A 22,327-nucleotide genomic window follows, 5' to 3' on the forward strand; every position below is an offset into this window, starting at 1 on the left:
ATTCTATAGGAGTCTGCCGACGATGACGGCTCAAAGTAACACGACAACCCCTAAGGATGAAAAAACGATTCTCGGACACCCGAGGGGCTTAATCATTCTATTCTTCACAGAGATGTGGGAGCGCTTTTCTTATTACGGAATGCGCGGCTTATTAATTATTTACTTAACCCAGCATTTCTTATTCTCGGACGAAAAGTCTACCATTCTATACGGTGCTTACACAGCCCTTGTATACGTAATGACCATTATCGGTGGTTCACTGGCCGATAGATACTTAGGAACCCGAAAAGCCGTTACTTTCGGTGCCATCCTGCTGGTCATGGGGCATATTGGTATGGCCTTTGAAGGTAGTGGTTCGAAAGAGCTGATGACCTACTCGGGCAAAGAGCATCAAATCACTCTTGATGGCCGTGGTGGCGATGCTCGCCAGATCATCAAAACTGAAGATGGCCAAAGCTATATCAAGTTCGGTAACCAAGTACTGGAAATTAATAATGCCGCGGCATTAGGTTTGCCTAGCCGACTTGGTGGCTTTGAATATAGCGTAGAAAACGCTGATGAAAAGCTTCAAGGCAAGAATAAAAGCGTTAAAATCTTGACCTATAACGACACCGAATACCACCTCGTGACGCAAGGTAAAGGCGATGAGAAAGTTACCACTCTTGAGAAAGGTGATGTAAAAGGTACTGTCGATATGAGCGCGCACCGCTCAATGACGTTTGGTACAAATCCAACGCTTTACCTAGCTACTTCTTATCGTTTAGGACCAAGCTTCCCGAATAAGGTCGGTGGCTTCGAGTTTGAAGTTCTCGATACTCAAACCAATGGCGATACTGTTGTTCGTAAGATTAAATACCAGGGTAAAGAGTACACTTTAACTAAAACAGGTAACGGCGAAGATGCTAACTACCTATTGAAAGGTGCCGAGGGCGAGTCTGAAGTTGAAATCAAAGCACCACATGATCTGAAGATTTCATCTGCTGAAGAACTTGGTTTACCAGCTATTATCGAAGGTGATAAATACCAAAACCGTATTGTGCAACAAGACTTGTACGTAAATATCTTGTACTTGTCGCTAGCCCTTATTATTGCGGGTGTTGGTTTCCTTAAGGCAAACATTTCGACAATCGTTGGCTCGCTATATGGCTTTGGCGATACCCGTCGTGATTCAGGCTTCACCCTGTTCTACATGGGTATTAACCTTGGCTCACTACTATCAGCACTCTCGTGCGGTATTATTGGTATCGTTTGGGGCTGGGCATATGGTTTCGGTTTAGCTGGTATCGGTATGATTTTCGGCTTAATCATCTTCATCTGGAAGAGTGATTGGCTTGAAGGCAAGGCTGAGCCACCAAACCCTGCGAAGTTAAAAGAAAAAGTTTTTGCTTTCATTAACTATGAGTGGATGTGCTACCTAATCGGTGTTGGCATCATTGCAATTTCTATGTTCTTCGTGATGAACGCAGAGATCATGGGCGACATTCTATTCGTCCTAGCCGCTGTAATGTTCCTAATCTTGGTTTCATACGCCATGATTAAGCTTGAAGGTGATGAGCGTCACCGTATGTTCGCGGCAATCTACTTCGTCTTAGCGCAAATCCCATTCTGGGCATTGTTTGAGCAAGCAGGTTCGTCGTTGAACTTATTCACCGACCGTTTAGTCGACCGCAGCATGATGGGTTGGGTAGTTCCAGCGCCAGTGTTCCAGTCATTAAACGCGGCTTATATCATTATCTTTGCACCAATCTTGGCATGGTTATGGAGTTTCTTAGCAAAACGTAAGTTGAACCCACCAACGCCAGTGAAGTTTGCCATGGGTGTTTTCCTGTGTGGCTTCGGTTTCTTGGCGTTAGTTGGCGGTATTGAAGCTTCGGGCGAAGCAGGCTTAACTGCGGTTTACTTCATCTTCCTAATCTACTTGATCCACACCTTGGGTGAGTTAATGGTTTCTCCAGTAGGCTTATCTGCTGTAACCAAACTAGCTCCAGCTCAAGCGGTCGGTATGACTATGGGCGCTTGGTTCCTTTACAGTGGCTTCTCTAACTACTTAGCAGGCGCTATCGCTAAAGGTACAGGTGCAGAAACTATCGGTGGTCAGTTAACCGATGTGGCTGCAGCAAAAGCAACTTATGCAGATGTTTATACAAACGTTGGTATCGTTGCGATGTGTATCGCTGTGGGTATGTTAATCATCTCACCATTAATTAAGAAGTTAATGGAAGGCGCTGATTAATCACAGTAGCAACTAGTAAGAAACAAAAAACCAGCCTTCGGGCTGGTTTTTTTGTAGCTTTAAGTAGCAGGATTACTGTCTGGAGAACCTTTGGTTGCGGAGGAAAGAGCTCATTACGTTACTGCGCCAAGGATTAATGTCCAGCCCCCCACGGCGGGTATAACGCGCATAGACGGTCAACTCTTTTGGTTGGCAATATTGCATAATATCGACAAAAACTCGCTCTACACACTGCTCATGGAATTCATTGTGATTCCTAAAAGAAATCAAATACTTAAGTAGCGCTTCATGACAAATACGCGGGCCTTTATAGTCGATCAAGATAGTCGCCCAGTCTGGCTGCGAAGTGATTAAGCAATTACTCTTTAATAAATCACTCTGTAAGCTCTCTTTAACCACACCACTACCTGAGCCCTCGTCAACACGAAGCAAGCTTGGGGCGTAATCATAGTCTGTGATTTCAACATCGAGCTCGTCGATCAATATCGCTTCTGGCTGAATAATAGGAGTTTGCTGGTGATACTCTTTTAGAGTGAATAATTTAACACTGACGGCGCCTTCTGCGGCCGCTTCTAAATCAGTACGAAGAACACTTGAAACCTTCTCCCAACTCTCAAATCGAGTCTGGTTAAAGGAGTTTAAATAGAGCTTAAACGATTTCGACTCAATAATGTTGACGCTATCGTGAGCAAACTCAAACACACCGATGGCCACTTGTGGCTTACCTTTGGCATTTAACCATGACATCTCGTAGGCATTCCAAAAGTCACCACCATGAAATGGTAGCCCATTGGCTAACCCTAACTCGTCGCGTTTCAGCTGACGTGCTACAGGAAACAGTAGGCCTGCATCATATGTATCAGGGTAAGCAACATCTTTGCCTAAAGGGTTTAATCTACTGCTCATTCTTATTTAGAATAATATTAACCAATGCTCATTATATGTGTTATTTGCGGAATATCCTATAAAACTGTGGTATCTTTATGCTACATGTTTGATTAATTATTGAGGTTTGTATGCAAAAACTAGTATTACTAGCCGTTGGTTTATTATTGAGTCCAATAGGAGTTTTAGCCGAAGAAAAAGCAAACACTAGTATGTCATTAATTGAAAATGCTTTTTTAGAATTAGACCAAAATCAAAGTAATTCAGTCACAAAAGATGAAGCAAAAGGAATCATTTCTTCAGAAGACTTCACTTTAGCAGATGTGAATAAAGATGGAAAACTCAGTAAAGAAGAGTACATCCACTTCTTTACTCTAAAACAACAAGCTGACCCGGAAAGTTAACTGTTAATCTTAGACGTCAACCGAAAGTAAACGGTCACTTCCTCGCGATCGTGGTAAAGATGCTTAGCTTGCCAATAGTAGGTCAAGTCAGCATCTTCTAACCGATCGCAAATTAAGTCGATACAATCCGCGACTTCCTGGAAGCGTTTCTTCATTGGTAACTTGAGGTTAAATATCGCATGTTGCGTATGAGCGCTTTCAAGCCACTTTGCCATGAGATCAGCGACTAGCGATGGCTTTTCCACCATGTCGCAAACCAACACATTGACGGGCTTTTTTGGCAACCATGTGAAAGCATTTTCCTTTAAGTGCTCCACCTGATCGGTCGCCATCAACTTTTTGTCCATCGGACCATTATCAACCGCAGTGACCTGCAATCCTCGCTCGACGAGCTGAAAAGTCCAGCCACCTGGCGCAGCGCCTAGATCGGCTCCTGTATTACCAAGTCTTAAAGCTTCTCGCTGTTGCGAACGCGACATTAGAACCTGAATAGCCTCGTCTAACTTTAAGCTGGAACGGCTTGGCGCGTTTTTTGGTGCTTTTAGGCGCAAGATGCCGCCTTTTAAATGACTCGAACGCTCTAATGGTGAGTAGCCAACTAAACAATGATCAGTCTCTAGGAATAAGACATGAAGTCGGTATTCACTGTCCTCGCTTATCAAACCTTGTTTTTCCATGGCTATAGTCATCGGCGTGGTGAACTTTTTGCAAAACTTAGAAAGCTCGCGCCCTTCGTCACTATCGAGATGTTCCACTAGCAATGATTTGCCTACAGCAATTTCTTGACCCACCTCAATAATTGGGGTGATACGATCATCCAGTGGCAAGTCTTCAAGCTCAGCCTTAGCCCAAAACCATTGACGCGCAAAGATAATGTCTTCTAAGTCTAAAACTTCAAAAAAGCGCTCACTGGTTGCGTCATCAAACAAATAAAAACGCACATATCCAGTATCAGTCTGCGCATTGGCATACCCGGCTAACTCATAGGTATTGGCGATAGCTTGGACTTCCGCGGCGCAGTCTGATTCAAAGCCTGGGCGACAGAAAAAAACAAAAGGAGCTTGTTGCATATAGTGTCAATACGAAGTGGTATTAAGATAGGCAGATTCTAACATGAGACACTCGCTTTGATTAGGGTTTTGCCCAGGCCAGTGCTAAAATAGCGCCACTTTTAACCCTAAACATGATAGTTGCTGACCGATATGGCCCATTACACCAAATCTCAAATCGCTGAACTGAAAAAAGATCTCCAAGTAGAAGATACTCTTAATGGCTTCCCTATGGCCTTTGATACCACCTGGGGCATCTTTTCACCGCGCTCAATCGATGTCGGTTCCATCATGCTTTTAAAGTATCTTGAAGTTGAGCCAACGGATAAGTGTCTCGATCTGGGCTGTGGTTACGGTGTATTAGGGCTAACGATGGCTAAAATGGCACCTCAGGGTGAGGTCTTAATGGTCGATAAAGACTACGTTGCCGTGGATTACGCTAATCGTAACGCCAAGAAAAACAAAACCCCTCACGCTAGCGCTCGTCTTAGTAACGGTTTTAGCGATGTGCCTGAAAAAGGGTTTAACGTCATCGTCTCCAATATCCCTGCCAAAGTCGGCAACGAACTTCTGTATATATTCCTTAATGACGCTTACGAGCGTCTTGCCCCAGGCGGTCGTTTCTATGTGGTAACCATAACTGGCTTGAGAGACTTTATGAAACGCGCTTTTAAGGAAGTTTTTGGAAATTACAAAAAACACAAGCAAGGACCGGCCTATACCGTCGCTAGCGCCATTAAAGAAGAGTAATGATTACAGTAGTGGTTACTTTATGAACAGAGTAACCACTGTAAAAAAATGATACAAAAGTTTACACAGTTCCTGTGGATAACTTTGGGGGTAAATTGCTGACACATGCTCATAGCCCACAAAATAAGGTGCTCCGCCTTAAATTGTTTACTTTTTAACCAAAAACAAGCTTTTTACTTTAAAATCAACAACTTAACTTGATACCAATAGGCTAAAAGCTGCTTGTTTAAACTCTAAACAGGGTCAACCCCTTATAAAATAAGGGTTTGCTTGAGATTGTGGATTTCTTTGTTCTCAAGAAGGGTTCTCTGCTTACCTATATGACAAAAAAGCAAGTCATTTTTGAATCTTTTTCACAGGTAAGCGTTCACTTACGGTCAGCTCTTTAGTTTATGTGACAGAGTCGACAATATTGTTTTCTAATGTCCAAATTACGAGCAAAATCGAGTCGGGCAAAATTGGAACACCCTTCTAGGATAATTCAATAAGTTAAGCGCTTCAGTTTATGCAAAAAACCAATAGCTCAGGCAAATAGCCGCAATAATCCCAGCTAGATCAGCTAATAGTCCACAAGACAAGGCATGTCGAATACGCTTAATCCCTACCGCACCAAAATACACGGTTAAAACATAAAAGGTTGTTTCTGTGCTGCCTTGAATCGTCGCCACCATATAACCCGCCAGAGAATCGACGCCTTGTGACTCCATGGTTTCTAACATCATTGCTCTAGCACCACTGCCACTAAATGGCTTCATCAGGGCCGTAGGAATAGCTTCGACGAAACGTGTATCAAGACCTAACGAACCAAACAGCCAACTTAAGCCTGAGGCGAATGCATCAAGCACCCCAGAGGCTCTTAGCGCGCCTATCGCCGTTAACATAGCAACAAGATACGGAATAATGGTTACAGCAACTTTAAAACCTTCTTTGGCCCCTTCCACAAACTCTTCATACACTGCAATCTTGCGCTTCCAACCATGCAACAAAATGACAACTATCGCGAGCATCAGTAGAAAGTTTCCGAGCGCAGAGCTCATGGCAGACATGTCATCGGGCGGCAAGGTCATCAATGCCCACACTAAAGTCCCTATAATCGATGCAAACGCTAAGAAATAGAGCCCAATTACTCGATTAAAAATAGACAGTTTTTGCACAATAGAGACCGCCACTAGCCCGACAAATGTCGAAGCACAAGTGGCGAGAAGAATTGGCAAGAAAATTGCCGCCGGATCGGCGGCGCCCATTTGTGCGCGATAGAGCATTACCGTAATGGGGATGATTGTGACTGCAGAGGTGTTTAAGACAAGAAACAGAATTTGCGCATTTGAGGCTGTATTTTTTACCGGGTTTAATTCCTGCAACTGCTCCATAGCACGAATCCCCATTGGCGTGGCGGCGTTATCAAGCCCCAACATATTCGCCGCCATATTCATGCTGATACTACCTAATGCTGGGTGACCATCTGGAACTTCGGGCATCAGTTTTCTGAAGAGTGGCGCTAACAACCTAGCCAACTTATTGACCAAACCACTCTGCTGAGCAATCTTTAACAAACCGAGCCAGAACGCCAGAATACCGATCAAGCCGATAGAGATGGTCACGCTCAGCTTTGCCATATCGAACAAAGCCTTTACTAAGTCTGGAAAAGCTGCTTGATTACCACCAAAGATCCAGTCAAACAGCGACAAAGCAAAGGCGATAACAAAGAAAAGTAACCAGATCAGGTTTAGCATATAAGTGTCATTGAATTATTGTTATGACTAACTTACCCAAAAATTTAAGGCCTGTAAATTTAACGCTCGGGGATTATTCAGCAGATACGAAAAAGGCACCTCAATTGAGATGCCTTTTAAAAACCTGTTACACCATTCACTTCAAAGACTTAGTACTCTTTGTTTTCATCTTTGATTTAAACTTGCTCTTATCAAAGTTACTGGGTTGCCCATACACAAATATTACCCGGTCTTTTTGCTCCGGTGCTAGGCTACTCAAGAAGCTATTCTGCTCGTTAACTGTAATCTCTCGGTCAGCCATAAACCTAGTAATGCCTTTGCGTGACATATTTGTCTCTAACTTAAGTTTAACGTTGAGCTGTCGTTCAATCTGCTTTTTAAGTTTCAAGCTTTCTGAAGCGCCTTTCTTGTCAGTGTCTTTGATTAAAACTAGCTTAGTGGCTTGCTTTTCTGGCTCTAATACCTGCAACTGAGCCGCCATTAGAGGCATACTCAAAATAGATATAAACGAAAAAAATATTGCTGTCTTAATTACTGTCTTCTTAAACATAATTCACCTAAATCTAACGCATTGAGCGATTCAATTAAAAGTCCGAAGGGGCGGTACTGTACACCACTGGCACTGTAATCGTTGCCTGACCACCAGCAATCACACTGACGTTTAGGGATATACTGCTATCGCCACTCGCACCACCGCTACCACTATTACAACTTGAGCCCGCTGTGGCTGTACAAGTCCAGTTACCGTTCAGGGTCACGCCATCAGGAAAGTTATCACTTACCGCTAGGTTATTTGCTTCTGCAGGGCCAGCGTTAGTCACTACAATAGTGTAAGTATCATTACCGCCAGGAACAAAGTCGTTCAACGAGCTTTTTGTAACCGAGATATCCACCACACCAGCACTAAGATCGACAGAAGCTTCATCGTCATCTGCGATTCCATCGCTTAGGTCATCGACACCAAAACCACTGCGAAATTCTGAGTCTGGATCAATCCTATCGGAATTAATAATCTCAGCTTGGTTTGTAATCACTCCAGCAGTGTTAGGACTAGCTACAATTTCTAAAGACGCCGAGCCGCCATTTGCTAGCGTTCCCACGTCCCATATACCAGAGCCTGAAGCAAAGCTACCTTGGCTTGGTGTGGAGGAAACGAAGTCTAACTCCGCAGGTAACAGATCCCGCACTTGAATATTACTGGCTGCATCCGGTCCACTATTAGTAACCGTTAAAGTGAATGTTACATTTTCACCGACATTCGGAGCTGCATTGTTAACCGTTTTAGTTAAGGATAAGTCTGCCTGTGGCACACAAACCACCAACAACATACCGTCTCCACCGCCGCCTTCTAAACCGATACCATCAAAGCCCAAGCTCAAGTTAGAATAGCTTCCCTGGTAGACCACCGATCCTGCGGCTGTACCCGTGGCGGTATTGGTTGAAGATTCCGCTCCTGTCGAAACTACTAACATATCTCTTAAAACCGTATTATTGGCGTAAGTCGCAAAATGACCAACTCCTGCTAACCTTCCTAGCGTTACGCTTGGAGTGTTAACGTTCCACCTAGCTGAGTTTGAAACACCGGCTCCGACACCACCAACACGGTCGACATGAATAATGGCGTTTTCAACCGTACGACCACCAAAACTTATTTCTAAGGTACCGCTACCACCGGGGTCTGCATCATTCGCTGTGCCATCGGTATTAACCGCTTGATAAACAGGTTCGAAACCATTCGGGCCGGGGGTGGGGTCCCACTCGAATACAAAACCTAGTGACTGCCTACCTTGAACAGCTGGAGAGCTCCAAGCATTAATCGTGTTCATCGATTCTGAGCTAAAAATCCAGTTAGCAGGACCTGTGGTCGTAGTATTGATTGTTACAGGGATTGCGCCTGAAGTTGACTGAGGTGAAGTTCCCAAATTAGACCATGTACTGGTAAGGTTAACATCCGAACAAGTTTGAGTGGTGTTAGTTGCAAGAGTATCATCTATTGTAAATATAGGAGTCACACCGCTAGCTATGCCTGCCGGTAATGTATAGCCTGCAATAGTCGCTCCATTTACTACAATAAACACTGAAGCATTTCCATCCCAACCATCAGAAACCGAATCATACAAAACTAAACGATAGTCGCCTGGTGGTACATTATTAAAGGTGTAGGTTTGAGAGAGTGAATTATCAAGCACAGCTGGCAAATTACAAAATCCAGGTACGCATATCGCATTTTCTCCACCATAGCGAGTGGTAACAAGATTACTGTTTATAATTTCAGTATTATTTCCATCACTATCCCTATCTGCCGCATCAACAGCAACATTCCAGAATTCTACTTTATTGTCCTGTGCCCATGCAGGCCAATTAACTACCAACTCTACTGTTGCTGCCTGTGCAAAACTTGTCACCACAAGTAGCAGCGATACCGCCACTAACTTAACTAAACCTCTGTGTCTTACCATTCTCCCCCCGACGCAACATTCATTAGTAAATCTAATCTCAAGAAACTTCAAGCTTGCAGTAAAAACAAACGCCATCAATGCAAACCTGCATTAACCAAATGTAAAATCATTAACAATACTAAGCCATTAGTCCGTTATTTTAGAGATTTGTCCACAACAAACAATATTTATATTGTAATATAATGTTAAATATTCATGCGTGAAAGTTTGGTGAATAAATATACAGTGAAAATATTTTTAGCTATAATCCGCCGCCTTAACGTGGGTGAGAAAGAAATGGCAGTCTAAAATGACCGATAAACGATCAAAACTTGAATTTAACAAACTGCAAAAGCGACTTCGTCGAAATGTTGGCAAAGCAATTATGGATTTCTCCATGATTGAAGATGGCGACAAGATTATGGTTTGTTTATCGGGTGGCAAAGATTCCTATACTCTGCTCGACATTCTGATGAACCTGCAAAAAAGTGCGCCGGTAAAATTTGAGCTTATCGCGGTGAACCTTGATCAGAAACAGCCAGGGTTTCCAGAGACGGTACTTCCAAACTATCTTTCAACGTTAGATATTCCTTTCGAAATCATTGAAGAAGATACTTATAGTGTCGTTAAGCGTGTGATTCCAGAGGGTAAAACCACTTGTGGTCTCTGCTCACGCTTACGTCGAGGGGTCATTTATGGCTGGGCAGAGCGCCACGGAATTACTAAGATTGCATTAGGACATCATCGAGACGACATGATTGAAACTCTGTTTTTAAACATGTTCTTTGGCGGCTCGATGAAATCCATGCCTCCTAAGCTGAAAAGCGACGACGGTAAACATATCGTGATCCGCCCACTGGCCTATTGCAAAGAAAGAGACATTGCTAAGTATGCTAAAGCGAAAAACTACCCAATCATTCCTTGTAACCTATGTGGCTCGCAAGAAAATTTACAGCGCCAAAACATCAAAATGATGCTGCAAGACTGGGATCGTAAGTACCCTGGCCGTATTGAGACTATTTTCAAGGCCATGACGAACGTCGCTCCATCGCACCTTGCCGATAACGAGATTTATGACTTTAAAGGATTATCGCAAGATGTGGCTAGCAAAGCTGGTGGCGATACTTTGTTTGATACGCCACAGTTTAACCTTCCTGAATTTGATACTGACGACGACGAAGACGACAGCGATGAATCACAACAGTCAAAATCGATTCAATTCGTCAATATTGGCTAAGCAGATCCAAAACTCGTCATATAAAAAAGATTGAGTGAAGAATTCTAATAAAATCCTTGTTAAGATGGTCGGATCAGTAACAAACCATCTTAACAAGTGATTATGAAAGCAAATCCAGCAACAACTCTCGAACAATTCAAACAAGACTTCCCTGTCATCCTTCCTATTCGTGTCGCTTGGGGCGAAATGGATGCGTTCCAACACGTCAATAACGTGAGTTATATCCGTTATTTTGAAAGCGCGCGTATTGCCTATATGGAAGCGATGAAGATGGAAGCCGACATTAAAGTTTCACCCGTGGGACCGATTTTAGGCGATGTATATTGCCGATACCGCCGCCCGGTGACTTACCCTGATACGCTACATGTTGGTACAAAAATCAGTGAGTTACATGAGTTTGGCTTTATTATGGAATACCAAGCTTTTAGTGAGAAGCAACAAACTGTAACCACACTTGGTCACTGTAAAATCGTCATGATTGACTACCGCACCAACCAAAAAGTAGCCGTTGAAGGCGAGATGCTGGATAAAATCCTTAAGCTACAACCAGAGCTTAAGTAAGCCTCAAACCGCATACGCATCATCAGTAGCTTCCAACCACCGGAAGCTACTAGCCTTTCAACCGTCGTTACCTCTCCTCATATTTCGTAATACTCTGTAACGTTTAGCTGTAACTCATAACTTCCACTGACAATGATTTCTGGTAGTATGTTGAGCTATCCAATGAAAACAACACAGGTATCACTATGAAAAAGCTACTAATTAGCTCTGTGTGTTTAGCTGTTTTAGCGGCTTGTAATTCTGACGATGCTCAGGATAAAAAGTCACAAGCTGAAACCGTCAAAGCACAGTCGAATGACCAAAAAACAACTCAAACGGATAAAGCACAAGAAGAAAAGCTGATTTCGGGGGTAGAAACCAAATATATCGACCGTTCAGTCCGTCCACAAGACGACCTATTCCGCCACGTCAACGGTAAGTGGCTGAAAGAGTTTGAAATTCCAGCTGACAAATCAAATTATGGCTCTTTCACTAAACTGGCAGAGCAAGCGCGCAAAGATGTTCGCAATATCATCGAAGAAGCGGCGCAAACTAAGGCCGAAGAAGGCACTGAAGAGCAACAAGTGGGCGATCTGTTTGAAAGCTACATGAACACAGACAAGCTTGAAGAGCTAGGCACTAAGCCACTTCAGCCTGAACTTGAGAAAATCGACTCAATAGAGAACCTATCTGATTTATCAGAATACATTGCTTATGCACAAATGGTCTCTACCTCGCCTTTCAGCACATACGTCTACATTGACGCCAAAGAGCCTGACACTTACATCACACAGATGAACCAAAGTGGTCTTGGCCTGCCAAGTCGTGAATCTTACTTAAAAGAAGGCGAAAAGAGTCAGAAAGTTCGCGATCAATACGTTGAGCATATCGCTAAAATGTTTGAACTCGCGGGCATCGAAAATGGCGAAGAAAAAGCTGCAGTTGTGATGGGCTTAGAAACTGCTATCGCCCAAAAGCACTGGGCTAAAGAGAAACTTCGTAACCCTGTAGCGCGATACAACAAAATGACTTTTGCAGACTTGCAGAAGACTATGTCTAACCTAGACTGGGATCGTTGGCAAAAGAACTCCATGCTAGAAGGCGTTGATAACGTTATCGTTGGTCAGCCGGATTACTTCGCGGCTCTTAACGATATGTTGAAAACGATTCCTCTGGAAGACTGGAAGACTTATTTCAAGTGGCACATGATTACGAACAGCGCAAGCTTCCTTAATGCCGCTATGGATCAAGAAAACTTCCGCTTCTATCAAGGTGTTTTAAGTGGTGTTGAAGAGCAAGAACCTCGCTGGAAGCGTGGCGTTAGCGTGATTAACGGCACTCTTGGCGAAGTGGTTGGCAAAATTTATGTCGAAAAGCACTTCAAACCTGAAGCTAAAGAGCGCATGGTCGAGTTGGTTGAGAACCTACGCCAAGCTTATGGCGAAGGGATTAAAGAACTTGAGTGGATGAGCGAAGACACCAAGAAACAAGCGCTTGATAAGCTCCACAAGTTCACTCCAAAAATTGGTTACCCAGATAAGTGGAAAGATTATTCTGACTTAGTCATTAAAGCTGACGATCTATTCGGCAACATGAAACGCGCGGCTTTAGCACAGGTTAAAAAGAACCGTGAGAAGCTAGGCCAGCCAATCGATCGCACCGAATGGTTTATGACGCCACAAACGGTTAACGCTTATTACAACCCTGTAATGAACGAAATCGTATTCCCAGCAGCAATCTTACAGCCACCGTTCTTTAATATGGAAGCTGACGACGCAGTCAACTATGGCGGTATTGGCGCTGTAATTGGTCATGAAATGGGCCACGGCTTTGATGATTCGGGCGCTCAATACGACGGTGACGGTAAATTACGTAACTGGTGGACTGAAAGCGATCTTGAAGAATTCAGTAAGCGCACCGATAAACTTGTTGCTCAATACAACGAGTTCACAGTGCTTGACGGTGTTCACATTAACGGTGAATTCACTCAAGGCGAAAACATTGGTGACTTAGGCGGATTAACCATTGCTTATAAAGCTTACCAAATCTCTAAAGACGGTAAAGAAGCTCCAGTTATTGACGGCATGACTGGCGATCAACGAGTATTCTACGGCTGGGCACAAGTATGGCGTCGTAAGTATCGTGATGCAGAATTACGCAAACGTATCGACACGGATCCACATTCGCCAAGCGAATTCCGTGCGAACGGTACCGTTCGTAACATGCCAGAGTTCTACGAAGCCTTTAACGTAAAACCAACTGATGAAATGTACTTAGCACCTGAAGAGCGTGTAAAAATCTGGTAAGGATTTGCTATCAGTAGTACATAGTTACGAAAAAGCCAGAGCTACTGCTCTGGCTTTTTTATTGTTCAAGACAATCTTTTGATAGAGGGCACTTAAAAAAAGCCACTTGAAAAAGGTCGCTTGAAATAAGCTACTTGAGAAAAGCTAATTTGGATAAATTACTTAGAATAACTCACTCGATAGATTTTACCGAAGCCATCGTCTGAAATCAGAACCGAGCCATCCTCTAACTGAATCACATCATTAGGCCTTCCCTTAATTTCTTCATCAACTAGCCAGCCTTTGACAAAGTCATTTTGCGCTTCAACTTCATTCCCATCTAATGTTAAATGCACCACCTTATAACCTACCCTGCTACTTCTATTCCAAGAGCCGTGCTGCGTTACTAGCATGGTGTTTTTGTATTCTTTTGGGAACATATCACCAGTGTAGTAGAGCATCCCTAATGGTGCTACATGTGCCTGAAATTCCCATGCCGGCTTTGTGAACTCTCGATCACCAAGCTTTTTACCAAAGGCAGGATCTAAGAAGTCTTCTCCATGCACATAAGGGAAACCGAAGAATTCACCTAACTCGGTCACGCGATTCAACTCACAAGCTGGCTCATCATCGCCTAACCAGTCACGACCATTATCAGTAAACCATAGCTCTTTAGTTTCAGGATGCCAGTCGAAACCCACACTATTTCTCACACCGGTGGCAACTAGCTCTCTTTCCTTAGTCTCGATGTCAATTCGAATAATGACGCCATAGCCTTCGTCATCGCAAACGTTACAAGGCACACCAATTGGGATATAAAGCTTACCGTCTGGTCCAAACTTTATGTACTTCCAACCGTGGTGGCTGTCGTCGGGCAAATCGTCATAAATTACTTCTGGCTCTTGTGGCTTTTTATAATGTTTATCGATATCGCTAAAGCGTAAGATCTTATCAACCTCAGCCACATACAAGTCACCCTCACGGTAAGCCACACCACTCGGCATGTATAAGTCTTCAGCAATGACATGAACTTCATCGGCTTTAAAGTCGCCGTCGTTATCCACCACCGCGTAAACTTTCCCAGCTTTGCGCGAGCCAGCATAGACAATTCCAGCATCTGACAAAGCCATCTGACGAGCTCCTTCAACCTCTGGCGCGAAGACCTCGATTGAAAAATTCTCTGGCACCACAGCAGCTTGCAGCGCACTAGCAAACAATAGGCTTAAAGCAACAGCAATTTTCATGACTCAACTCCGTCTATCAAAAAGTTTATATAGAATAAAGGCTGAGACCTCTAAATAGCAAATCGCGCTCTCCAAAAATCATTAGCGTTAAAACTAAAAAGCGACCCGAAGGCCGCTTTTATAATCATAAACACTCTTTAGAACTTTCTACTTCAAGTGCTCTTCAAAGTAGTCAGTAATCGTATTAAAGACGTGTGTACGTGTTTTCTGGCCCCAAATCGAATGTTTACTACCTGGATAGTTCATCATATCGAACGGCTTGTTGGCGTCTTGTAATGCCTTAAACAACTTAGTGCTGTTAGTGAATAACACATTATCATCTGCCATGCCGTGGATAATCATTAAATCACCCTTTAAACCGTCTAAATAAGGGAAAACATTACTCTGCTCATAACCCGCTTTGTTAGTTGTTGGATGCCCTAAATAACGCTCTGTGTAATGTGTATCATACAAGTACCAGTCGGTAACTGGAGCGACCGAAACACCGGCTTTAAAAACGTCTGGTTCTTTGAACATACTCATGATGGTCATGTAACCGCCGTAAGACCAGCCAAACATCCCAATTCGTTCTGGGTCGACAAATGGAAGTGATTTTAGGAACTCAACGCCTTTAACCTGATCTTTGACTTCGACATCACCTAACTTGCGATAAATCGGATCTTCAAACTTCTTACCACGATTCCACGAGCCACGGTTGTCTAGAGAAAATACAACAAAACCACGATCTGCCATCATGTGGTGCCAATACGTATTACGTGCTCCCCAGGTGTTGGTTACACGTTGTGCATGAGGACCGCCATAAACATCAACAATGACAGGGTATTGCTTCCCCTTCTCCATATTGGTTGGTTTATATAGGCGGTAGTACATGGCTTGGCCGTCTTCGGCTTCGATCGTACCGAACTCTGGCTTCGCTGCTTTTTGGTAATACTCAAAGTAAGGGTGATCTTCGTTAAGTTCATTTTTCTCTAGCCAGGTCACCAAACTACCGTCAGCTTTACGCAAACTAACCTGTGGCGGCTGTTTTACTGATGAGAAGTAATCGACAAACAGTTCCATATTCTTTGCGAAACTGGCTGTGTGAACACCCGCTTGTTGCGTAATCTTTTTAATTTCACCCAGGCCATTCATTGGCACCGAGTATAAATGTTGCTCTAAAGGCGTTTCTTTGTTGGCATCAAAATAAACCAAGCCCTTGTCTTCGTCGACGCCATACAATTTATCAACCACCCAATCACCGCTGGTCAACTGATTAATAAGATTGCCTTTTAAATCATACAGATACAAATGGCGATAACCACTGCGCTCAGAGCTCCAAACGAATGCATTATGACGCTTTAAGAAGTACAAATCTTTGGTTAAATTAATCCAAGTATCTGACTTTTCAGTGAGGATCACGTTCGACTTGCCCGTTTCCACGTCTGCGAACATCAGCTTCAACGTTTGCTGATCGCGGCTTTGCCATTGGTACGATAAACGTCTTGAATCTCTGAGCCACTTTACCCTTGGAATATAAATATCCTTTTCTTCAGCAGTTTCTTGTGTCTTAGTGTCAACCCACGTAGTTTTACCGCTTTCAAGGTCTAAAACTCCAAGCTTAATTAATACATTATTTGTACCAGTACTTGGGTAGCGTTGCTCGAATACCTCAAAATCTTCGGCGTTAATTTCATAACGCTTTTCAATATTAACCGGCGACTCATCAACTTTAAGGTACGCCATTTTCTTGCTATTCGGTGACCACCAATAACCAGTCAGACGACTCATTTCTTCTTGAGCCACAAACTCCGCCATACCGTTTTTAATAGCGCCTTCGCCATCAAACGTTAGCTGACGCTCTTTACCACTTTCGATATCAACGATGAAGATATCTTGATCGCGAATAAAAGAGACACTTTTGCCGTCTGGCGAAAGTTTTACGTCGGTTTCGTAAGCATCGGTTTTGGTTAGTTGCTTAGTTGCTTCATCAGCATCCTTCGTTAAGTCATAAACAAAAATATCGCCACCGAGCGGGAACAATAGAGTTTCGCCATCATCCCCCCAGTAGTAGCTGATGATTCCTTTCGCGAAAAGGCGCATACGTTCACGGCGTGCTTTCTCTTCGTCGGAAAGGTTCTCTTCGCCTGGCATCAAGTCAGCAGAGTCGACTAACATCCGAGACTGCTTATCGGCTAAGTTATATTCCCACAAATCCAAGCGTTCTTGTTCGTCTTCTTTACCTTTCAAGAAAGTCACACGCTTGCCATCTGGCGATAACTTCACAGAACGTGGCGCAGGGCCAGTAAGCGAAGGATCGGCGTAGATACGCTCAACCGTCAATTTACCAGACGCCTCGTCTTCAGCTGCATTTGCCATTGTCATAGTAGCTGCTCCTGTCAAAATTAGGGCCGCACCACCCAATAAGGACTTAATCGAGTTCATAACCTATATTTCCCCGTAATTTTTCGTTAAAGCATCATAGAATCTAAGGCTTAAACAATCAATGATGACGCTTTAGAATTTCTCCCTTTGGCTGTTAATAATGGCTAGTCACTGTCTTTAAATTCATGGATAATGTGACGCAACATGTCAGTTCGAGAGTCCCTATGCATATTGTTTCCGGTCGCTGGCAATTAGGCCTTGCACTATCTCTAACCACCGTCATCCTTTGGGGGTTATTACCTATCGCGTTAAAGGGTGTATTACTAGAAATGGACCCGGTTACCGTCACTTGGTACCGCTTCGCCGTAGCAGCTATTTTTGTGTTTATTTATATGGCTGTTCGAAAAAGAATCCCTAATTTTAAAGCGCTTAAAGGCATTATTGGCATTTTAATGTTAATTGCTATCTTTGGCTTATGCGCTAACTATGTATTCTATTTATTTGGGGTTGAAAAAATCACGCCAAGTAGCGCACAAGTTATGATTCAGACAGCCCCAATGTTTATGTTGCTTGGTGGATTGTTAGTGTTTAAAGAAAGCTTTAATAAGTGGCAATGGATGGGCTTCGGTTCTTTTGTCATTGGCTTGGTGCTGTTTTTCAATATGCGCTTCAGCGAAATTCTCAGTAACTGGCAAGGCGCTTATACCGTAGGTTTGTTTTGGATGCTACTAGCAGCAGTCACTTGGGCAGCTTATGCGTTAGCACAAAAGCAGTTGCTCAATACATTCACCTCCAATCAAATCATGTTCATTATTTACATCACAAGCACACTGATTTTGATTCCTTGGAGCGAACCGACCCAAGTGGCCTCTCTAAGCTCTATCGGCTGTCTGCTGCTTATATTCTGCTGTTTGAATACCATTGTTGCTTATGGTGCCTTTGCAGAAGCCCTGGCACACTGGGAAGCTTCTCGGGTCAGCGCTATTTTAGCCCTAACGCCATTAGTAACTATTATGTCGATGAAGATCGTAGCTTACTTCTTCCCTGATCATTTACCGGATGAGCCAATGAATGCTTTAAGTATTGTTGGCTCCGTGATGGTTGTTCTTGGTTCAGCGACCACAGCTGTCGCCGGCAACAAAAAATCTAAAATCATCAAACAGTCACCATCGCCATAAATCATTATTTTTTCTTTACAAAAAAGGCTTCCAAATGGAAGCCTTTTCTTACCAACTAAGCCTTACTTAGTTACGATAAAATCATCAATTTTTGCTTTAAGGTTATTAACCCAACGCGGATAGCTGCGATGGATTGTCTGCCCATCGTAGTCTAAGTTAACGCTGCTTACATAAATAATGCTGTAGCTTTTAGTATTATAAGGAATATCAACCACAGCTTGGTGCGCGCGTATATTTAGTGTTCCACGAATTACGCCGGGTGCTATTGGCTGCATTTGCCAGCCTAATACTTGCCCTGCTTGGATAATACTTAGCTTCACATCCTCAACGGTTTTCTCACCACTAACCAAATACTCGATATTGTGATTATTGAGGTTGGTTAAAGGACGACTGGTATTACAAGCCGTAAGCAAACCCATAACTAATAAAGATAGAACGATATTTTTCATAATTTCTCCCTGTGTTTTTCTTATTCATTAGTATCATGTTTCCCGAAGGAAACGTTACTATACTCGAATCACATACAGATTTTTATAATTTTTCTACATCGAACTTTAACGGCAACAAAAAAGCCTCCCGAAGGAGGCTTTTTAGAGTCAGTCAATATCTCGACGTAACTAGCTCGAAATTAATATTTTTTGTCCTGAGCGTGGCATATAGCTTAGGGCAAAAAAGGTAATTTCTTATTTCTTCTTACGCTGAGGAGGTAAATCAGTACAAACACCCTCATAAACTTCTGCAGCAAAGCTGACAGACTCAGAAAGCGTTGGGTGCGCATGAATCGTTAAACCGATATCTTCCGCGTCACAACCCATTTCAATTGCTAAACCAACTTCAGCAATCAACTCACCAGCATTAACACCAACGATAGCGCCACCGATTACGCGATTGTTTTTCTTATCAAACAATAGCTTAGTGAAACCTTCTTTGCGGTCTACACCGATAGCACGGCCTGAAGCAGCCCATGGGAATTTACCCACGCCATAGTCGATGCCTTGCTCTTTCGCTTCTTTTTCAGTTAAACCAACCCATGAAACTTCTGGGTCTGTGTATGCTACTGAAGGAATTGTTAATGGATCGAAGTAGTGCTTCTTACCAGCAATAACTTCTGCAGCTACGTGCGACTCGGCAGTTGCTTTGTGAGCTAGCATTGGTTGGCCTACGATGTCGCCGATTGCATAAATGTGCGGAACATTAGTACGCATCTGCTTATCAGTGTTGATAAAGCCACGCTCAGTCACTTCAACGCCTGCTTTTTCAGCGTCAATCAAGTCACCGTTTGGACGACGACCCACTGCTGATAAAATCATGTCGAACTTTTGTGGTTTCTCTGGAGCGTTTTTACCTTCAAAAGTAACGTATAAGCCATCTTTCTTAGCTTCAACTTTAGTCACGCTAGTTTCCATCAAGATATTTTCGTATTTACCTTTGATGAACTTCTCAAGAACTTTAACCACGTCTTTGTCTGCTGCTGGGATTAGCTGATCAGCCATCTCAACCACAGTAATTTTAGCGCCTAACGCACGATAAACCGTTGCCATTTCTAGACCGATGATACCACCACCGATAACTAGCATGTGGTCAGGCACATCGCGTAACTCTAAAGCGCCTGTTGAATCTACGATACGGTCGTCTTCTGGTAAGAACGGTAGATCAACAACACGCGAACCAGCAGCGATAATAGCGTTATCAAAAGTGACTTTTTGCTTCTCACCCTCGTGCTCAACTTCAATTTCGTTAGCACCAGTAAATTTACCGTAGCCTTGAACAACTTTAACTTTACGGCCTTTAGCCATACCCGCTAAGCCGCCAGTCAATTGCTTGATGACACCATCTTTATAGCCACGAATCTTGTCGATATCGAATTTTGGTTTACCAAAATCAACACCGTGAGCAGAGATTTCGGCTGCTTCATCGATAACTTTAGCTGTGTGCAAAAGTGCTTTCGATGGAATACAACCCACGTTCAAACAAACACCACCTAAGGTAGCGTATTTCTCTATTAATATGACGTCCATGCCAAGATCTGCGGCACGGAATGCGGCATTGTAGCCGCCAGGGCCACTACCTAAAACAACAACTTGAGCGTGTAAGTTACTCATGAGTTCCTCTTTTCTATCTGAATTTAGAGTTTTAACTCTTAAATATAGGGTCTGATGGCGCGTATTTTACCTAATTTGACTGAAAAATCATCAAACAATTCGCCATATCCTACGTTCGTCATTACGAGGAGCTTGTGCGATAAAGTAATCTCTTTAAAGATTGCTATGCTCTTACGGCCTCGCAATGACGTCAGTTCGTATTTTGCGTTAAAGAATCGTGCGACGAATATCCGCCAACATCTTACCAAGATGTACGATAAACCTAGCCGCAACCGCGCCATCAATAACACGGTGGTCATAAGATAACGACATTGGTAGCATCATGCGTGGCTCAAACTCTTTACCATTCCAAACAGGTTTCATTTGGTTTCTAGATAAGCCAAGAATCGCTACGTCAGGCCAGTTAACGATTGGTGTGAACGATGTTCCACCAATGCCACCAAGCGATGAGATAGTCATGGAACTACCCTGCATGTCTTTGGCCGTTAGCTTCTTATCGCGTGCTTTTTCCGACATTTCGCCTAGCTCATTCGCCAGCTGATAAACGGATTTACTATCAACATCACGAATCACTGGAACTACTAAGCCATCCGGCGTATCAACCGCAACACCAATATTGTAGTACTTCTTCAATATCAGAGTTTCACCGTCCGGTGCTAACGAAGAGTTGAAGGTTGGAAATTCCTTCAAGCTCGCTACCAACGCTTTCATGATGAAGGCTAATGGTGTCAAACGCACACCTTCTTTAGCCGCTTCGTCCTTCATCGCCTTACGGAATTTGTCTAATTCAGTAATATCAGCTTCATCATGCTGGGTAACGTGAGGAATTAAATTCCAGTTACGCTGCAGAGTTACACTACTGATTTTCTGAATACGTGACAGTGATTTTTCCTCAACTTCACCAAACTTTGTGAAGTCAATTTCAGGTAAATCAGCCGCCGCTACAGAGCCCGTATTTGCTGTAGCCTTTGGACGTGACAGTTCAAACTTGATGTAAGACTGAACATCTTCTTTCAGGATTCTGTTCTTACGTCCAGATCCTTTAACCTTTGATAAGTCGGCACCAAACTCACGTGCTAAGCGACGAACTGCTGGGCTAGCATGAATCACTTCACCTTCGCGACGTTCAAATGGCGCAACAGCAACAGGAGCCTGCTTGTAATCAGACTTCGGCATCGGTTCATCTTTGATGCTCTTCTCTTGCTCAGGCTGTGGCTCTGGCGCTTTGTCTTGACTAGAGTCGCTATCAGCATCAGAAGATTCATCAACAACTTTCATAGTCCCGATTTCATCGCCTTGACTGACTTTATCACCAACTTTGACGCTGATTGACTCAACAGTACCAGCAAATGGCGATGGTACTTCCATCGTTGCTTTTTCAGTTTCTAAGACGATGAGACTATCGTCTTGTTCTACTTCATCACCCGGCTTAACGCTAATTTCGATGACATCCACGCCTTCGGAATCACCAATATCGGGAATAGTGATCGACTCAGAACGTGACGCCCCAGATGACTTAGGTTTTTCTTGGCTTTGCTCTTTCGACTCCGCAGTCTCAGTACCTTGCTCTTCTTTAGAGTCGTCGCTAGCTTCAGTTGAGCTGTCTTCTTGCTCAGACTCAGAAGAATCCTCGCTGGCCGCTTCGATCTTTAAGATCAAGTCACCCTCAGAGACCTTATCACCAACTTTTATTTCAACCGACTTTACAATTCCAGCATCACTCGACGGAACTTCCATCGTGGCCTTGTCAGTCTCTAAGACGATTAATCCATCATCAACGCTGATTTCATCACCAACGTTAACTAGGACTTCAATCACATCAACCCCACTGGCATCGCCAATATCGGGGACTTTTACCTCAGTTAAATTTGCCAAGGGAACCTCCTCC

17 protein-coding genes are annotated in these 22,327 nt (G+C 43.4%); 7 read left to right on the forward strand and 10 right to left on the reverse strand.

The features are described 5' to 3' along the window. Positions 1–22 precede the first annotated feature (22 nt). A complete protein-coding gene (locus DL796_RS07395) occupies positions 23–2,233 on the forward strand; it encodes an oligopeptide:H+ symporter (protein WP_110201068.1) in 2,211 nt (736 codons plus the stop codon). A gap of 72 nt (positions 2,234–2,305) precedes the next feature. Here DL796_RS07395 and queF read toward each other — a convergent pair whose 3' ends face one another. Further along, entirely contained in the window at positions 2,306–3,139 is an 834-nt protein-coding gene (queF, locus tag DL796_RS07400; RefSeq protein ID WP_110201069.1) for an NADPH-dependent 7-cyano-7-deazaguanine reductase QueF, read from the reverse strand. 110 nt (positions 3,140–3,249) lie between these two features. Here queF and DL796_RS07405 point away from each other — a divergent pair, with 110 nt between their 5' ends. Continuing rightward, positions 3,250–3,522 carry an EF-hand domain-containing protein gene (locus DL796_RS07405; RefSeq protein WP_110201070.1) on the forward strand — a complete coding sequence of 91 codons (273 nt, stop codon included), beginning with the start codon at positions 3,250–3,252 and terminating at the stop codon, positions 3,520–3,522. Here DL796_RS07405 and rlmM read toward each other — a convergent pair. Further along, a complete protein-coding gene (gene rlmM, locus DL796_RS07410; protein WP_110201071.1) occupies positions 3,519–4,592 on the reverse strand; it encodes a 23S rRNA (cytidine(2498)-2'-O)-methyltransferase RlmM in 1,074 nt (357 codons plus the stop codon). The two genes, DL796_RS07405 and rlmM, sit on opposite strands and share 4 nt — an antisense overlap. A 132-nt stretch (positions 4,593–4,724) precedes the next feature. Here rlmM and DL796_RS07415 point away from each other — a divergent pair, with 132 nt between their 5' ends. After that, complete coding sequence (locus tag DL796_RS07415) at positions 4,725–5,321, forward strand: class I SAM-dependent methyltransferase (protein WP_110201072.1); 597 nt, start codon at positions 4,725–4,727, stop codon at positions 5,319–5,321. Between the two features lie 503 nt (positions 5,322–5,824). Here the strand turns inward: DL796_RS07415 and DL796_RS07420 are convergent. The 3 genes from DL796_RS07420 to DL796_RS07430 all read right to left on the reverse strand — a co-directional run bounded on the left by DL796_RS07420 (position 5,825) and on the right by DL796_RS07430 (position 9,513). After that, the gene (locus DL796_RS07420) at positions 5,825–7,054 is read right to left on the reverse strand and encodes a nucleoside recognition domain-containing protein (protein WP_110201073.1); all 1,230 of its coding nucleotides are present in this window, start codon (positions 7,052–7,054) and stop codon (positions 5,825–5,827) included. A gap of 136 nt (positions 7,055–7,190) precedes the next feature. After that, on the reverse strand, positions 7,191–7,604 hold the full coding sequence (locus DL796_RS07425) for a hypothetical protein (protein ID WP_110201074.1): 414 nt from the start codon (positions 7,602–7,604) through the stop codon (positions 7,191–7,193). Positions 7,605–7,638: 34 nt separating this feature from the next. Then, entirely contained in the window at positions 7,639–9,513 is a 1,875-nt protein-coding gene (locus DL796_RS07430) for a DUF11 domain-containing protein (RefSeq protein ID WP_170114233.1), read from the reverse strand. A 289-nt stretch (positions 9,514–9,802) separates the two neighbouring features. Here DL796_RS07430 and ttcA point away from each other — a divergent pair, with 289 nt between their 5' ends. The 3 genes from ttcA to DL796_RS07445 all read left to right on the forward strand — a co-directional run bounded on the left by ttcA (position 9,803) and on the right by DL796_RS07445 (position 13,575). Then, the gene (gene ttcA / locus DL796_RS07435) at positions 9,803–10,729 is read left to right on the forward strand and encodes a tRNA 2-thiocytidine(32) synthetase TtcA (protein ID WP_110201076.1); all 927 of its coding nucleotides are present in this window, start codon (positions 9,803–9,805) and stop codon (positions 10,727–10,729) included. 102 nt (positions 10,730–10,831) lie between these two features. Beyond that, the gene (locus tag DL796_RS07440) at positions 10,832–11,290 is read left to right on the forward strand and encodes an acyl-CoA thioesterase (protein WP_110201077.1); all 459 of its coding nucleotides are present in this window, start codon (positions 10,832–10,834) and stop codon (positions 11,288–11,290) included. A 185-nt stretch (positions 11,291–11,475) separates the two neighbouring features. Continuing rightward, entirely contained in the window at positions 11,476–13,575 is a 2,100-nt protein-coding gene (locus DL796_RS07445; RefSeq protein ID WP_110201078.1) for a M13 family metallopeptidase, read from the forward strand. A gap of 158 nt (positions 13,576–13,733) precedes the next feature. Here DL796_RS07445 and DL796_RS07450 read toward each other — a convergent pair whose 3' ends face one another. Together DL796_RS07450 and DL796_RS07455 are read right to left on the reverse strand one after the other, a co-directional pair. After that, entirely contained in the window at positions 13,734–14,798 is a 1,065-nt protein-coding gene (locus DL796_RS07450; protein WP_110201079.1) for a PQQ-dependent sugar dehydrogenase, read from the reverse strand. Positions 14,799–14,945: 147 nt separating this feature from the next. Beyond that, a complete protein-coding gene (locus DL796_RS07455; RefSeq protein ID WP_110201353.1) occupies positions 14,946–17,159 on the reverse strand; it encodes a S9 family peptidase in 2,214 nt (737 codons plus the stop codon). Positions 17,160–17,383: 224 nt separating this feature from the next. Between DL796_RS07455 and DL796_RS07460 the strand changes: the two genes are divergently transcribed. After that, positions 17,384–18,337, forward strand: coding sequence for a DMT family transporter (locus DL796_RS07460; RefSeq protein ID WP_110201080.1), 954 nt, complete (start codon positions 17,384–17,386; stop codon positions 18,335–18,337). Positions 18,338–18,399: 62 nt separating this feature from the next. Here DL796_RS07460 and DL796_RS07465 read toward each other — a convergent pair whose 3' ends face one another. From DL796_RS07465 to aceF, 3 genes are all read right to left on the reverse strand, one after another. After that, on the reverse strand, positions 18,400–18,786 hold the full coding sequence (locus DL796_RS07465; protein WP_110201081.1) for a hypothetical protein: 387 nt from the start codon (positions 18,784–18,786) through the stop codon (positions 18,400–18,402). A gap of 234 nt (positions 18,787–19,020) precedes the next feature. Further along, complete coding sequence (gene lpdA, locus DL796_RS07470) at positions 19,021–20,439, reverse strand: dihydrolipoyl dehydrogenase (protein ID WP_110201082.1); 1,419 nt, start codon at positions 20,437–20,439, stop codon at positions 19,021–19,023. A gap of 207 nt (positions 20,440–20,646) precedes the next feature. Further along, positions 20,647–22,314 (reverse strand): dihydrolipoyllysine-residue acetyltransferase, encoded by a 1,668-nt coding sequence (aceF, locus tag DL796_RS07475; protein WP_110201083.1) that lies wholly within the window; start codon positions 22,312–22,314, stop codon positions 20,647–20,649. Positions 22,315–22,327 lie beyond the last annotated feature (13 nt).

Source organism: Kangiella spongicola (assembly GCF_003194565.2).
In the GTDB taxonomy this organism is placed as follows: Bacteria; Pseudomonadota; Gammaproteobacteria; order Enterobacterales; family Kangiellaceae; genus Kangiella; species Kangiella spongicola.

Excerpts from the sequence above, each read along its gene's own strand:
- DL796_RS07395 (WP_110201068.1), top strand. The coding sequence starts at position 23 with ATGACGGCTCAAAGTAACACGACAACCCCTAAGGATGAAAAAACGATT.
- queF (WP_110201069.1), bottom strand. The coding sequence starts at position 3,139 with ATGAGCAGTAGATTAAACCCTTTAGGCAAAGATGTTGCTTACCCTGAT.
- DL796_RS07405 (WP_110201070.1), top strand. The coding sequence starts at position 3,250 with ATGCAAAAACTAGTATTACTAGCCGTTGGTTTATTATTGAGTCCAATA.
- rlmM (WP_110201071.1), bottom strand. The coding sequence starts at position 4,592 with ATGCAACAAGCTCCTTTTGTTTTTTTCTGTCGCCCAGGCTTTGAATCA.
- DL796_RS07415 (WP_110201072.1), top strand. The coding sequence starts at position 4,725 with ATGGCCCATTACACCAAATCTCAAATCGCTGAACTGAAAAAAGATCTC.
- DL796_RS07420 (WP_110201073.1), bottom strand. The coding sequence starts at position 7,054 with ATGCTAAACCTGATCTGGTTACTTTTCTTTGTTATCGCCTTTGCTTTG.
- DL796_RS07425 (WP_110201074.1), bottom strand. The coding sequence starts at position 7,604 with ATGTTTAAGAAGACAGTAATTAAGACAGCAATATTTTTTTCGTTTATA.
- DL796_RS07430 (WP_170114233.1), bottom strand. The coding sequence starts at position 9,513 with ATGGTAAGACACAGAGGTTTAGTTAAGTTAGTGGCGGTATCGCTGCTA.
- ttcA (WP_110201076.1), top strand. The coding sequence starts at position 9,803 with ATGACCGATAAACGATCAAAACTTGAATTTAACAAACTGCAAAAGCGA.
- DL796_RS07440 (WP_110201077.1), top strand. The coding sequence starts at position 10,832 with ATGAAAGCAAATCCAGCAACAACTCTCGAACAATTCAAACAAGACTTC.
- DL796_RS07445 (WP_110201078.1), top strand. The coding sequence starts at position 11,476 with ATGAAAAAGCTACTAATTAGCTCTGTGTGTTTAGCTGTTTTAGCGGCT.
- DL796_RS07450 (WP_110201079.1), bottom strand. The coding sequence starts at position 14,798 with ATGAAAATTGCTGTTGCTTTAAGCCTATTGTTTGCTAGTGCGCTGCAA.
- DL796_RS07455 (WP_110201353.1), bottom strand. The coding sequence starts at position 17,159 with ATGACAATGGCAAATGCAGCTGAAGACGAGGCGTCTGGTAAATTGACG.
- DL796_RS07460 (WP_110201080.1), top strand. The coding sequence starts at position 17,384 with ATGCATATTGTTTCCGGTCGCTGGCAATTAGGCCTTGCACTATCTCTA.
- DL796_RS07465 (WP_110201081.1), bottom strand. The coding sequence starts at position 18,786 with ATGAAAAATATCGTTCTATCTTTATTAGTTATGGGTTTGCTTACGGCT.
- lpdA (WP_110201082.1), bottom strand. The coding sequence starts at position 20,439 with ATGAGTAACTTACACGCTCAAGTTGTTGTTTTAGGTAGTGGCCCTGGC.